The 13628-nt window shown below is 70.8% G+C and carries 13 protein-coding genes; 7 read left to right on the forward strand and 6 right to left on the reverse strand.

The window, feature by feature from the left end:
* Positions 1-157 precede the first annotated feature (157 nt).
* The 5 genes from ACP4J3_RS20510 to galU all read right to left on the reverse strand — a co-directional run bounded on the left by ACP4J3_RS20510 (position 158) and on the right by galU (position 4169).
* Positions 158-805: a GNAT family N-acetyltransferase gene (locus ACP4J3_RS20510; protein WP_426536412.1), complete on the reverse strand. Its 648-nt coding sequence runs from the start codon at positions 803-805 to the stop codon at positions 158-160.
* Positions 806-825: 20 nt separating this feature from the next.
* Positions 826-1362, reverse strand: a complete 537-nt coding sequence (locus tag ACP4J3_RS20515; protein ID WP_426536414.1) for a MogA/MoaB family molybdenum cofactor biosynthesis protein — start codon at positions 1360-1362, stop codon at positions 826-828.
* Positions 1359-1853 (reverse strand): cyclic pyranopterin monophosphate synthase MoaC, encoded by a 495-nt coding sequence (gene moaC, locus ACP4J3_RS20520; protein ID WP_426536416.1) that lies wholly within the window; start codon positions 1851-1853, stop codon positions 1359-1361. The genes ACP4J3_RS20515 and moaC overlap by 4 nt, the downstream gene beginning before the upstream one ends.
* 86 nt (positions 1854-1939) lie before the next feature.
* Complete coding sequence (glp, locus tag ACP4J3_RS20525) at positions 1940-3262, reverse strand: gephyrin-like molybdotransferase Glp (protein WP_426536418.1); 1323 nt, start codon at positions 3260-3262, stop codon at positions 1940-1942.
* 4 nt (positions 3263-3266) lie between these two features.
* Positions 3267-4169: a UTP--glucose-1-phosphate uridylyltransferase GalU gene (gene galU, locus ACP4J3_RS20530; protein ID WP_426536420.1), complete on the reverse strand. Its 903-nt coding sequence runs from the start codon at positions 4167-4169 to the stop codon at positions 3267-3269.
* Positions 4170-4263: 94 nt separating this feature from the next.
* Between galU and ACP4J3_RS20535 the strand changes: the two genes are divergently transcribed.
* Positions 4264-4878 (forward strand): 5-formyltetrahydrofolate cyclo-ligase, encoded by a 615-nt coding sequence (locus ACP4J3_RS20535; protein ID WP_426536422.1) that lies wholly within the window; start codon positions 4264-4266, stop codon positions 4876-4878.
* Positions 4879-4964: 86 nt separating this feature from the next.
* Here ACP4J3_RS20535 and ACP4J3_RS20540 read toward each other — a convergent pair whose 3' ends face one another.
* Positions 4965-7781: a penicillin acylase family protein gene (locus tag ACP4J3_RS20540; protein WP_426536424.1), complete on the reverse strand. Its 2817-nt coding sequence runs from the start codon at positions 7779-7781 to the stop codon at positions 4965-4967.
* A 220-nt stretch (positions 7782-8001) separates the two neighbouring features.
* Here ACP4J3_RS20540 and ACP4J3_RS20545 point away from each other — a divergent pair, with 220 nt between their 5' ends.
* The 6 genes from ACP4J3_RS20545 to mscL all read left to right on the forward strand — a co-directional run bounded on the left by ACP4J3_RS20545 (position 8002) and on the right by mscL (position 13625).
* Positions 8002-9549 (forward strand): potassium/proton antiporter, encoded by a 1548-nt coding sequence (locus ACP4J3_RS20545; RefSeq protein WP_426536426.1) that lies wholly within the window; start codon positions 8002-8004, stop codon positions 9547-9549.
* 237 nt (positions 9550-9786) lie between these two features.
* Complete coding sequence (locus ACP4J3_RS20550; RefSeq protein ID WP_426536428.1) at positions 9787-11052, forward strand: MFS transporter; 1266 nt, start codon at positions 9787-9789, stop codon at positions 11050-11052.
* Positions 11053-11119: 67 nt separating this feature from the next.
* Positions 11120-11446 (forward strand): FmdB family zinc ribbon protein, encoded by a 327-nt coding sequence (locus tag ACP4J3_RS20555; protein ID WP_426536430.1) that lies wholly within the window; start codon positions 11120-11122, stop codon positions 11444-11446.
* Between the two features lie 94 nt (positions 11447-11540).
* Positions 11541-12383 carry an S-methyl-5'-thioadenosine phosphorylase gene (locus tag ACP4J3_RS20560; RefSeq protein WP_426536432.1) on the forward strand — a complete coding sequence of 281 codons (843 nt, stop codon included), beginning with the start codon at positions 11541-11543 and terminating at the stop codon, positions 12381-12383.
* Between the two features lie 141 nt (positions 12384-12524).
* Positions 12525-13079, forward strand: coding sequence for a hypothetical protein (locus ACP4J3_RS20565; RefSeq protein ID WP_426536434.1), 555 nt, complete (start codon positions 12525-12527; stop codon positions 13077-13079).
* An 87-nt stretch (positions 13080-13166) separates the two neighbouring features.
* Entirely contained in the window at positions 13167-13625 is a 459-nt protein-coding gene (gene mscL, locus ACP4J3_RS20570; RefSeq protein WP_426536436.1) for a large conductance mechanosensitive channel protein MscL, read from the forward strand.
* Positions 13626-13628: the final 3 nt, after the last annotated feature.

Genomic DNA, 13628 nt, shown 5'->3' on the forward strand with positions numbered 1-13628 from the left:
CAATTGAGCCGGTGTGTCGCACGATCTGGCTGATATTTCGAACTTTTTTTGTGACCGATGCGATCAGCAGCCCGCCGAGGGCGCGAATTTAATGCCCGAGCCGGTCATCCGGCGATCAATTTCGAACACGTATTCAATTTCCGGGCCATGTCCGGTGCTATGCGGGATTCCCCTGCGGGTTCTGCCGGGTGTCCTGCGGGTTCGAGTGCGGCGTCTGCCGGGAGCGTGCCCGCTGCCAGCGGCTGAGCAACCCCTCCGGGACCTCTTCCGCCGTGAGCGCGAACACGAGATGGTCACGCCAGGCCCCGTCGATGTGAAGATATCGCGGACGCAGCCCCTCCTCGCGGAATCCGAGTTTCTCCACGACCCGGCGGCTGGGTGTGTTCTCGGGGCGAATGCAGACCTCGATGCGGTGCAGACCGACGGTCCGGAAACAGTGGTCCACGGCGAGCGCCACGGCGGTCGGCATCACCCCGCGGCCCGCCACCGCCTCGTCCACCCAGTAACCGACGTGCCCCGAGCACATCGACCCCCAGGTGATCCCGGCGACCGTCAACTGCCCGACCAGCCGCCCCTGGTACTCGATGACGAACGGCAGCATCCGGCCCGCGTTCGCCTCGGAGCGCAGGTGCCGGACCATCTGACGGTAGGTCGGCCGGTGCGCGATCGGGCCGCTGGGGGTCGGCGGCGGAATGGTCGCCTCCCAGGGGCGCAGCCAGTCCCGGTTGCGCCGGTTGACCTCGCGCCAGGCCCGCTGGTCGCGCATCTTTATCGGCCGGAGGACGACGTCGCCGTCCCCCAGCACGACGGGCCAGGATGGGCTGTTCAGCTCGCACCCCCACTGCCGGGTCTGGGGTGGTCGCCGCCGCGGAGCTGGTCGACGGCGTGGATCAGCAGGGGCTCCAGAACGGCCAGGCCGTCCTTCACCCCGCCGCTGGAGCCGGGCAGATTGACGATCAGTGTGCGCCCGGCGACTCCGGCCAGGCCCCGGGACAGCGCGGCCGTGGGCACCTTCTGGCGGCCGAACGCCCGGATGGCCTCCGCGATGCCCGGCACCTCGTGGTCGATCACCGCGCGGGTCGCCTCGGGGGTGCGGTCGGTGGGCGAGATGCCGGTGCCGCCCGTGGTCACGATGACGTCGTAGCCGGCGTCGACACCGGCGCGCAGGGCGGTCTCCACGGGGTCGCCGTCGGGCACGATCTGCGGGCCGTCGACCTCGAAGCCGAAGCCCTTGAGGCCGTCGGCGATCAGCGGGCCGCCCTTGTCCTCGTAGACCCCGGCGGCCGCCCTGTTGGAGGCGGTGACCACCAGTGCGGCATACGGTGCAACCAGCGCACCGCCCACCGAAACGTCGAGAGTCATGACCGGCTCCAGTCGCCCGACTTGCCGCCCGTCTTCTCCTCCACCCGTACGTCCGTGATGACCGCTCCCTTGTCGACCGCCTTGACCATGTCGATCACGGTGAGCGCGGCGACGGAGACCGCGGTGAGGGCCTCCATCTCGACGCCCGTGCGGTCCGTGGTCTTCACGGTGGCCACGATCTCCACGGCGTCGTCCGCGACCGACAGGTCCAGTTTCACACCCGACACCGACAACGGGTGGCACAGCGGGATCAGGTCCGGGGTGCGCTTGGCCCCCATGATGCCCGCGATGCGCGCGGTGGCCAGGGCGTCCCCCTTGGGGACCCCCTCGCCGCGCAGCAGCTCGATCACGCGGGGCGAGACGAGGACGCGTCCTGAGGCGCGGGCGGTGCGCGCGGTGACGTCCTTCTCGGAGACGTCGACCATGCGGGCCGCGCCCGCGTCGTCGATGTGCGTGAGACGGTCCTGGGTGGGTCGGTCCTGCGTGCTCATGCTGGTGTGGCGCTCCCGGTCCGGGCCCGTCGCGATGCGGCGCACGGGCCTGCTGTGCGCGACACGGTACCGCCAACCGGGGCCCCTCAGCCGAGCAGGACCACCTCGACCTCGGCACCGGGCTCGACGCTCACGGTGTCCTCGGGGACGACGATCAGCGCGTCCGCGTGCGCGAGGGCCGCGATCAGATGGGATCCGGCGCCGCCGACCGGCCGCACCTCACCGTCCGCGTACGTCCCGCGCAGGAACTGTCTGCGTCCCTTCGGGGAGGTCAGCGCCTCGTCCGCGCCGAGGGTCGCCTTCACGCGGGGCCGGTGGACGTCGGCCAGGCCCATCAGGGTGCGGATCGCGGGGCGCACGAAGATCTCGAAGGAGACGTACGACGACACCGGGTTGCCCGGCAGCGCGAGCAGCGGGGTGTGGTCGGGGCCGATGGAGCCGAAGCCCTGGGGCTTGCCGGGCTGCATGGCGAGCTTGCGGAACTCGACGCCGCTGCCGGCCTCGTCCTCGTCGCCGACGTGGGAGAGGGCTTCCTTCACGACGTCGTACGCCCCGACGCTCACACCGCCGGTGGTGACCATGAGGTCGGCGCGTACGAGCTGGTCCTCGATGGTGGAGCGGAGCGTCTCGGCGTCGTCGGCCACGGCGCCCACGCGGTAGGCGATGGCGCCGGCGTCGCGGGCGGCGGCGGTGAGGGCGAAGCTGTTGGAGTCGTAGATCTGGCCCTCGGCCAGTTCCCCGTCGGGCTGGACGAGTTCGCTGCCGGTGGAGAGCACGACCACGCGCGGGCGCGGGCGCACCCGTACCGTGCCGCGGCCGATCGCGGCGAGCAGGGCGATCTGTGACGGCCCGAGGATCGTGCCGGCTTCGAGGGCCTTGTCGCCCGCCTTGACGTCGCTGCCCCTCGCGCGCACGTGCGCGCGTGCCTCGGCGGGCCGGTAGACGTGGACCTGGCCCTGCGCGCCCTCGGGGGCGAGGCTGCGGGCGCGCATCCCGCTCACCGGGCCCTCGCCGAGGCCTCCGTCGGTCCACTCCACCGGAACGACGGTCTCGGCGCCGGGCGGCAGCGGGGCCCCGGTCATGATGCGGGCGGCCTGGCCGGGGCCCACCTGGAGCAGCTCGGCCTGGCCCGCCGCGACGTCCCCGACCACCTCCAGGGCTGCCGGATGCTCCTCGCTCGCGCCCGCGACATCCGCGACCCGTACCGCGTACCCGTCCATGGAGCTGTTGTCGAACGGTGGCAAGAAGACCGGCACCGTGACGTCGTCGACCAGGACGCAGCCCTGGGCGTCGAGCAGTTGCAGCTCGATGGGTTCGAGGGGGCGGACGGTCGTGAGGATGTCCTCCAGGTGTTCGTCCACCGACCAGAGGTGGTCCTGGCCGGTGGGGCGGGGCGCGGCGGTGCTCAACTCGCTACATCTCCTCGGCTACGTAACTGCGAAGCCAGGTCCGGAAGTCCGGGCCCAGGTCTTCACGTTCGCACGCGAGTCTGACAATGGCACGCAGATAGTCGCCGCGGTCGCCGGTGTCATAGCGGCGGCCCTTGAAGACGACGCCGTGCACCGGGCCGCCGACCTTCTCGTCCTGCGAGAGCTGCTGGAGGGCGTCGGTGAGCTGGATCTCGCCGCCGCGGCCCGGCTCGGTCTTGCGCAGGATGTCGAAGATGGCCGGGTCGAGGACGTAGCGGCCGATGATCGCGTAGTTCGACGGGGCGTCCGCGGCGGCCGGCTTCTCGACCAGGTCGTGGACCTTGACGACGTCGCCGTCCTCGGTGGGGTCTACGGCCGCACAGCCGTAGAGATGGATCTGCTCGGGCGCGACCTCCATGAGCGCGATGACGCTGCCGCCGTGCTGCTCCTGCACCTCGACCATCCGCTTGAGCAGCGGGTCGCGCGGGTCGATCAGGTCGTCGCCGAGCAGGACGGCGAAGGGCTCCTGGCCGACGTGCGGGGCGGCGCACAGGACGGCGTGGCCGAGGCCCTTGGGGTCGCCCTGGCGCACGTAGTGCATCGTGGCCAGGTCGCTGGACTCCTGCACCTTCGCGAGCCGGCCCGCGTCGCCCTTCTTCTGAAGGGCGGACTCCAGCTCGTAGTTGCGGTCGAAGTGGTCCTCGAGGGGGCGCTTGTTGCGGCCGGTGATCATGAGGACGTCATCGAGGCCTGCGGACACGGCCTCTTCGACCACGTACTGGATCGCCGGCTTGTCGACGACCGGCAGCATCTCCTTGGGAGTGGCTTTGGTGGCCGGCAGGAAGCGGGTGCCGAGACCCGCTGCAGGGATGACAGCCTTGCTGATCCGAGGGTGGGACTGAGTCATGCCCGCCACCTTATCCGTTGCCTTTGTAGGGAATCTGAGGCTCCGGTTATTTGGCTCTCATATGAGCACAATGCGAAAGGAACGGGAGCGACCCATGAGGCACACCGGGCGCCCGGCCGAGCCTGACAAGCGAACGTTGCGGCGCGAGCTCCTCACGGTGAGAAACAGGTTGCCGGAGGATGACGTGCGGGCATCGGCGACCGCGCTGGCCGGGTGGGCACTTCAGCTGCCGGAGCTGGCCGGGGCGGGCACGGTGGCGGCGTACGTCTCCGTGGGGAGCGAACCCGGCACGCTCGCGCTGCTGGACGCGCTGCGCGCGCGGGGCGTGCGGGTGCTGCTCCCGGCGCTGTTGCCCGACAACGACCTCGACTGGGGCGCGTACGCTGGCCGGGACTCCCTCGCCCGCGTCCAGCACGGCGGAAAAATGGCCCTCTTCGAGCCCGCCGGCGAGCGTCTCGGCCCGGACGCCGTGACCGGGGCCGACGTCGTGCTGCTGCCGGGTCTGGCGGTCGACGCGCGCGGGATGCGGCTGGGGCGCGGCGGGGGGTCGTACGACCGTGTCCTCGCCCGGCTGGAGAGCGCGGGCGCCCATCCCGCGCTGGTGGTGCTGCTGTACGACTCCGAGGTCGTCGAGCGTGTCCCCGAGGAGCCGCACGACCGGCCGGTGCACGCGGTGGTGACGCCGTCGGGGGTGCGGCGGTTCGGCTGACCGGGCGGCCGGAACGCGCGAGCGGCCAGATCGCGCGAGCGGCCGCCACACGCGTGTGGCGGCCGCTCGCGTCAGGGGGCCCGGGGTCAGGGCTCGAGCACCAGCGTGTCGCTCGTGCCGCCGTCGACCGCCTTCTTCGAGAACGACCAGTCGAGCAGTTCGCCTTCGGCCCACTTGTCCGTCTGGTCGGTGTAGTGGGCGTTGTAGGCGTGCCCGGAGGCGCCGGTGAGGTTGATCCACTTCGACTTGTCGAGGTTGCCGAGGTTGACCACCATCCGCATCGACGGCACCCAGACCACGCCGTAGCCGCCGGCCGCGTTCCAGCCGCTGGCGTTGACGGCGGCCTCACCGCCGCTGAGCTTCCAGGGGCCGCGGTTGAGGGCGTACTGGAGGAACCCGGGGCCCTCGGTGCCGAGGGTCTGGTTCTTCAGGAACAGGCGGTGCAGCCGGCCCCAGCTCCAGGTGTCCATGTCCTTGCCGAGCTTGGCGGTCAGCTCCCAGCGGGCGTCGATCATGGCGCGCTTGAACAGCTCGTCGCGGTTGGCGGCCGCGGGGCGGGTGCCCGACCTCGGTGTCGTCCACCAGTCGCTGTCCTCGTCGTCCATGAGGCTGCGCACGACCTCGAACCAGCGGTCGCCGCCGTCCGGCTGGGCCTGGTCGGTGTCGCGCTGACCGCACTCGCGGACCTTCTCCGTCGCGTCCGCGGGGCCGGTGGTGTTGACGGGGTCGACCCACAGGCACTGGCCCTCGACCCGCAGCTCCTTGGGCAGCTTGTTGCCGAAGGCGAGCTTGAGGATGTTGCGCCAGACCGCGTTGAAGTAGGCGGCCGCCGCCGAGTCGGCGTCCTGGGTGTAGTCCCAGCCCTCCAGGAGCTCCTGTGCCTCCCGGATGGCCTCCGGGTGCCGGACGTCCTTGTCGCTGATGTCGATCTTCAGCAGCTTGGGAACCAGCAGCTTGGCGATCTCGCTGCTGTTGTCGAGCTGCATCTGGCGCATGTCGTCGGTGGAGATCTTGCCGCCGTCGTCGATCTTCGACTGGATCAGATCGGTGATGCGCTGGCTGCGGGCGCCGTAGCCCCAGTCGGTGGTGAGCGTGTAGGGGTAGCCGGCCCTGGTCTTGTCGATCACGGCCTGGTTGGCGGTGACGATGTAGCCGCGGGACGGGTTGTACTCGTACGGCAGCTCGTCCTCGTCGATGTAGCCGGTCCAGCGGGACTTGCGGTCCCAGCCCGGCGCCGGGACGGAGCCGTCGTAGCCCTCCGCGCGCGTGGGGATCTTGCCGGGCAGCGTGTAGCCGATGTGGTCCTCGGTGTCGGCGTAGATCAGGTTCTGCGAGGGCACGTCGAACAGGGCGGCGGCGGCGCGGAAGTCGCTCCAGTCCTTGGCCTTGTCCATGGCGAAGACGGCGTCCATGGTGGTGCCCGGGTCCAGCGCGGTCCAGCGCAGCGCGATGGCGTAGCCGTCGCCGCGGTCGGGGGCGGCGGCGTCGACGGTGGCCTTCCTGCCGACCTTGACGAGTTCGCTGCTGCGATCGGACAGCAGCGGCATCCCGGGCAGCGTCTTCCCGTCCTCGGTCTTCTCTGGCTGGGTCTCGCGGATGACGATCTTCTTGGAGGCGCCGCCGGCGACCTTGATGGTCTCCTCGCGCGTGTTGAAGGGCACCGTCTTGTCGCCGTACTGGTAGCCGTCGCCGGAGAGTTTCTCCAGGTAGAGGTCGGTGACGTCGACTCCGGAGTTGGTCATGCCCCAGGCGATGTTCTGGTTGTGGCCGATGATCACGCCGGGCATGCCCGCGAAGGTGTAGCCGCTGACGTCGTACTGGCAGCTGCTGGAGACCGAGCGGCAGTGCAGGCCCATCTGGTACCAGACGGACGGCAGCGAGGCCGACAGGTGCGGGTCGTTGGCCAGCAGCGGCTTGCCGTTGACGGTGTACTTCCCGGAGACCACCCAGGAGTTGGAGCCGATGCCGTGGCCGTTCACGCCGACGGCCGTGGGCAGGTCCTCCAGGACCTTCTGCAGGCCCGCCAGCTGGCTCTGCAGGCCGGAGGTGCCGGAGGAGGAGGCCGTGCCCGCCGTGCCGGTGCCCGTGGACGAGCCCGCGGCGGACGAGGAGCCCGACTGCTCGAACGTTTTGGTGACGTCGTCGTACCGGCCGCTCTGGACGATGGTCCGGTTCCGGCTGTAGGGGTACTGCGGGTACAGGTCCTGGATCTGCTTGGGGCCCAGGCGGCTGGTCATCAGGGCGCGGTCGATCTCGTCCTGCATGTTGCCGCGCAGGTCCCAGGCCATCGCCTTCAGCCAGGAGACCGAGTCAACCGGGGTCCACTGCGCGGGCTTGTAGTCGTTGGTGAAGCCGAGGGCGGCGTACTCCAGGGAGATGTCCTTGCCCTCCTTGCCGTCCAGATAGGCGTTGACGCCCTTGGCGTAGGCCTGGAGGTACTTCTTGGTGGAGGCCGACAGCGTCTTGTCGTACTCCTCCTTCGCGACCCGGTCCCAGCCGAGCGTGCGCAGGAACTCGTCGTTGTCGACCTGGCTCTTGCCGAACATCTCCGACAGCCTGCCGGAGGTCATGTGGCGGCGTACGTCCATCTCCCAGAACCGGTCCTGGGCCTGGACGTAGCCCTGGGCCATGAACAGGTCCTCGTCGGAGGAGGCGTAGATCTGCGGGATGCCGTAGTCGTCGCGCTTGACCTCGACCCGGCCGGACAGGCCCTTGAGCGTGAGGGAGCCCTCGGTCTGCGGGAACGAGGCACGGACGGTGCTGATGGACCAGTACGCCCCGCCGGCGACGCCCGCCACGACGGCCAGTACCAGCACGAGGACGAGCAGGCGGGCTCTGCGCCCCTTCTTCCTGCCGGACTTGCCGGGCTGCTGACCCGTGGAGGCGGTGGTGTTGGGGGGCATCGCTGTCCTTGCTGTCCTAACGCGAGGGAGGCGGGCGGTCCTTTTGAATGAGCGCTGGAGCAACCATAGGCGCAGGGCCCTGTCCAACTTGACGCGGAGTAGGGAACCAGCACGGACGGACGTTCGATCATGCACCGCGGAGCGTCAAGAAATCGTCAAGAGTTAGGTAAGGTAACGAAGTAGATAGGTGCGGAGAACCGCCACTTCGTGTCCTATGTACATGAGCCCGCGCGCGCGTGCGTGCGCGCAGGCCAGGGAAAGGGAACGGCCGCTGACTGTCCACGACCTCAACCAGCTCCTGCTCGTCTGCTCGCTCGTCCTGCTCGTCGCCGTCGCAGCGGTCCGGATCTCCTCGCGCAGCGGGCTCCCCAGCCTGCTCGTTTACCTGGGCATCGGTGTGCTCATGGGCCAGGACGGCATCGGTGGCATCCGCTTCGACGACGCCGAGCTGACGCAGGTCATCGGCTACGCGGCGCTGGTCGTGATCCTGGCCGAAGGTGGTCTGGGCACCAAGTGGAAGGAGATCAGGCCGGCCCTGCCGGCCGCCTCCGCGCTGGCGCTGGCCGGGGTCGCGGTGAGCGTCGGGGTCACGGCGGCGGCCGCGCACTACCTGGTCGGCCTCGAGTGGCGGCAGGCGCTGATCATCGGGGCGGTCGTCTCCTCGACGGACGCGGCCGCGGTGTTCTCCGTGCTGCGCAAGATCCCGCTCCCCCCGCGCGTGACGGGCACCCTGGAGGCGGAGTCCGGCTTCAACGACGCCCCCGTGGTCATCCTGGTCGTCGCCTTCTCCGTGGACGGCCCGGTCGAGCCCTGGTACCTGCTGGCCGGCGAGATAGCTCAGGAGCTGGCCATCGGCGCCGCCATCGGCCTCGCGGTGGGCTGGCTGGGCGCCTGGGGCCTCAGACACGTGGCGCTGCCCGCCTCCGGCCTCTATCCGATCGCCGTCATGGCCATCGCCGTCACCGCCTACGCGGCCGGCGCGATGGCGCACGGCAGCGGCTTCCTGGCCGTCTACCTCGCTTCGATGGTGCTGGGCAACGCCAAGCTGCCGCACTGGCCGGCCACGCGCGGGTTCGCCGACGGGGTCGGCTGGATCGCCCAGATCGGCATGTTCGTCCTGCTCGGCCTGCTGGTCACACCGCACGAGCTGGGCGACGACATCGTGCCCGCGCTCGTCATCGGGCTGGTGCTGACCATGGTGGCGCGGCCGCTGAGCGTCGTGGCGTGCCTGACGCCGTTCCGGGTCGCCTGGCGCGAGCAGGCACTGATGTCCTGGGCGGGGCTGCGCGGCGCCGTGCCCATCGTGCTGGCGACGATCCCCATGGTGGGCGGGGTCGAGGGCAGCCGCTCCATCTTCAACATGGTCTTCGTCCTGGTCGTCGTCTACACGCTGGTCCAGGGGCCGACCCTGCCCTGGCTCGCCCGCAAGCTGGACCTCGGCCAGGGCCCCGAGGCCGCCGACCTCGGCATCGAGTCGGCGCCGCTGGAGCGGCTGCGCGGGCATCTGCTGTCCTTCGCGATCCCCAAGGGCTCCAAGATGCACGGCGTCGAGATCAGCGAGCTGCGGCTGCCCGCCGGGGCCGCCGTCACCCTCGTCGTCCGGGACGGGAAATCGTTCGTTCCGCTGCCGACGACGGTGCTGCGACTCGGCGACGAACTGCTCGTGGTGGCCACCGACCCGGTCCGGGACGCCGCCGAGCGCCGGCTGCGCGCGGTGGGCGCCGGAGGAAAGCTGGCCGGGTGGCTGGGGACCAACGGGGCAAGCTAATCGCAGGTGAAGCACGGTACGGTGCTCAGTTTCACAGGACTGGCAGGCCTGGACCCCTGTACTATGCAGGCGTCACCCAGATCAAACCAACTCTGCCTGACGCAGAGCTGGCGCGACCGTATGGCGGCCGAGACGTCCCTGAACAGCGATCTTCGGCATCTACCGCAGTCCGCGCAAGAGGACAGCTCTCGGCGCCCCCGCACAGGCGCGCTACCAGGCGGCAGAAAGGCACGGGCCGTGGCATCCACGGTCACCTCCTCCCGCCCCGGATACGGACAGCTGCTGCGCACCCGCGGCGCCTGGACGTTCCTGCTTCCCGGCTTCGCGGCACGCCAGCCGTTCGCGATGCTGACTCTCTCCATCGTGCTGCTGGTCCAGCACACCACCGGCTCCTACGGCGCGGCGGGCGCCGCCGCGGCCGTCACCGGCGTCTCCATGGCGCTGTTCGCGCCCTACAGCGGCCGCCTCGCCGACCGCTACGGCCAGCGCGCCGTCCTCGTCCCCGGCGTCCTCGTGCACGCCCTGTCGGGACTGGCCCTGACCGGGCTCGCCCTGGCCCACGCACCCCTGTGGGCGCTGTTCGTGGCGGCCGTGCCGACCGGTGCCTCGGTGCCGCAGATCGGGCCCATGGTGCGGGCCCGCTGGGGCGTCAGGCTCCAGGACTCGCCCCTGATGCCGACGGCGGCGGCCTTCGAGTCGGTCACCGACGAGCTGACCTTCGTCGTCGGCCCGCTGCTGGCCACCGCCCTGTGCACCGCCGTCGACCCGGCCGCGGGCCTGGTGACCGAGGCCGCGCTCACACTGCTCGGCGGTCTGCTGTTCGCCGCGCAGAAGAGCACCCAGCCCTCGGTCGCCGCCGGCGGGCACGCGCGCGTGGAGCACGCTTCGGCGCTGCGCGTTCCCGGGGTGCGGGTACTGATCGTGACCTTCCTCGGCATCGGCTCCGTCTTCGGCGGCATGCAGGTCTCGCTGGCCGCCTTCACCGAGTCCATCGGCGAACCGGGACTCAATGGCGTGCTCTACGGCACCTTCGCCGCGGGCAACATGCTCTCCGGCATCGCCTGCGGCGCCATCGCCTGGAAGGCGGCCCCGCAGCGCCGCCTCCTCGTCGGCTACGCCGCCCTCGCGCTGGCCGCGTCCGGGCTGTGGGCCGCGCACTCGGTGCTGGTCCTGGCGGGCCTCGGCCTGCTCGTCGGCATGTGCATCGCGCCCGCGCTGATCACCGGGTACACGCTGGTCGAGGGCCTGGTCCCGGCCGGTGCCCGGACCGAGGCCTTCACCTGGCTCACGGGCGCGGTGGCGCTCGGCCAGGCCGCGGCCGTGACGGTCGCCGGGCAACTGGAGGACCGCCTGTGGGGCGGCGCCGGGTTCCTGGTGCCGATGGGCGGGACGCTGCTCGCGCTCGTGACCCTGGTGGCGCTGCGCTCGAGGCTGGCGACACGGCCCCGCGGCCGTACCGTCGCACGTGGCGTCGGTCACCGCGTGCCGGTGGCAGTGGACTGAGCGGCTGGAATACGTCACACTTGACCGTCGTTAGCACTCATCGAGTGAGAGTGCCAGGAGGAAGACAGTGCCGACCTACCAGTACCAGTGCACCGAGTGCGGCGAGGGCCTCGAGGCGGTGCAGAAGTTCACCGACGACGCCCTGACCGAGTGCCCCGGCTGCCAGGGCCGCCTCAAGAAGGTGTTCTCCGCGGTCGGCATCGTCTTCAAGGGCTCCGGCTTCTACCGCAACGACAGCCGCAGCTCCTCGTCGAGCAGCTCGCCGGCGTCGTCGAAGCCGTCGGCGTCCTCCTCGTCGTCGGACTCGTCCTCGTCGACCTCGACGTCCTCCTCGTCGTCCTCGGACTCGAAGGCGTCGAGCACCGGCACTTCCTCCAGCAGCACCGCCGCGTAAGGACCCGTTTCTTACGGGACCCATTTCTTACGAGACCCTGTCGCCGTCCGGCGACGGGGTCCTCGGCGTTTCGGGGTGCGGTTAGGGTGCGGGCATGGCGAACAAGGCGAACGTCGAACTCGGCGTGATCGGCGGCTCCGGTTTCTACTCGTTCCTCGACGACGTGACCGAGATACAGGTGGACACCCCCTACGGGGCGCCCAGCGACTCCCTCTTCCTCGGCGAGATCGCCGGCCGACGGGTCGCCTTCCTGCCCCGGCACGGCCGCGGCCACCATCTGCCGCCGCACCGGATCAACTACCGGGCCAATTTGTGGGCGCTGCGCTCGCTCGGCGCGCGCCAGGTCCTCGGCCCGTGTGCGGTGGGTGGCCTGCGCCCCGAGTACGGTCCGGGCACGCTGCTGGTGCCGGACCAGCTCGTCGACCGCACGAAGTCCCGGACCGGGACGTACTTCGACGGGCTGCCGCTGCCCGACGGCACCGTGCCGAACGTGGTGCACGTGTCACTGGCCGACCCGTACTGCCCCACCGGCCGGGCGGTCGCGCTGAAGGCGGCGCGCGGGCGGGACTGGGAGCCGGTGGACGGCGGCACGCTGGTCGTCATCGAGGGGCCCCGCTTCTCGACCCGCGCCGAATCGCTGTGGCACCAGGCGCAGGGCTGGTCGGTGGTGGGCATGACCGGCCACCCCGAGGCGGCGCTGGCCCGTGAACTGGAGCTGTGCTACACGTCGTTGACGCTGGTCACCGACCTGGACGCGGGCGCGGAGACGGGTGAGGGCGTCTCCCACGACGAGGTGCTGCGGGTGTTCGCGGCGAACGTGGACCGGCTGCGGGGGGTGCTCTTCGACGCGGTGGCCGCGCTGCCGGTGAATGAGGAGCGGGACTGTCTGTGCACCGGGGCGCTGGGCGGGATGGATCCGGGGTTCGAGCTGCCGTAGAGGGATTACGGGGGGCGGAACTCCCCGTTCGGGTGGGGGAGTTTTCCACAACCGGTCGGTAGTCCACGGGCTCCGGCGAGCGGCGGCGCGATGGTTCATCGTGGGCTGACAGCCGTTCCGTCGTCGCAGGTGGTGGTCCCCATGTCCGTTGCTCCGCCGTCCCCTTCCCCTTCCTCTTCCTTTCCGCGTGCTCCGCTGCCGCTGGGCACGGACGCCCCGGCGACCTGCGAGGTGCCGCACTTCGCCCCGGTCCGGGTGCGCGGCGGGCGGTATCGATCACGCCGGCTGGTACGGCACCGAAGGCGGGCCCTGGCAGCCGGACTCGCCGTGACCGCGGCGGCGCTCGTGGCGGCGGGCCCTCGGGAGGCCGACCGGTCGCGTGGGCATCCGGTGGCGGAGCCGGTTCGCCAGCACCGGGCCGTCGAGCGGGTGTCCGCGCCGGTGCGGATCGCCGACGGGGCCACCGTACGGCTGCTGCGGCCCGGTGACCGGGTCGATGTGATCGCCGCGGCGGACACCGCGACGGGCGGCGACGCCCGGGTGGTCGCGCGCGGGGCGCGGGTGTCGAAGGTGCCGGAGCCGCTGGACGCCTCGGCCGACAGCGGGGCGCTGGTCGTGCTGTCGGTGCCGCGTGCCACGGCGGCGCACCTGGCGGGCGCGAGCGCCACGGCCCGGCTGGCGGTGACGGTGTGCTGAGCCGCGATTGGACAGGATGGCGTAGCCCTGACGTAGGTTGCGGAGCGGTCTGTTCCACAAGCCGTGTGTACGAGGGGTGGCTGCGAAGTGAGCGAGAACAAGGAACCGGGCATCTGGGAGGGCTTCAAGGCCTTCCTGATGCGCGGAAACGTCGTCGATCTGGCGGTGGCGGTGGTGATCGGTGCCGCGTTCACCAACATCGTGAACGCGGTGGTGAAGGGCATCATCAATCCGCTGGTCGGAGCGATCGGCACCAAGAACCTCGATCACTACAGCACGTGCCTGAGCGAGCCGTGCGAGGGCGAGCAGGGGATCGAGATCATGTGGGGCTCGGTGCTGGGTGCCACGCTCAGCTTCGTGATCACCGCGGCCGTCGTCTACTTCCTGATGGTGCTGCCCATGGCGAAGTACCTGGCCCGGGTGGAGGCCCGCCGCAAGGCGAAGGAGGGGGCGCAGGAGGTCATCGAGGTGACCGAGCTGGAGGTGCTCAAGGAGATCCGCGACGAACTGGTCGCCCAGCGCGGCTCGGGGCCGAGCCGGCGGTAACGG

The organism is Streptomyces sp. UG1 (genome assembly GCF_049974585.1).
Lineage (GTDB): Bacteria > Actinomycetota > Actinomycetes > Streptomycetales > Streptomycetaceae > Streptomyces.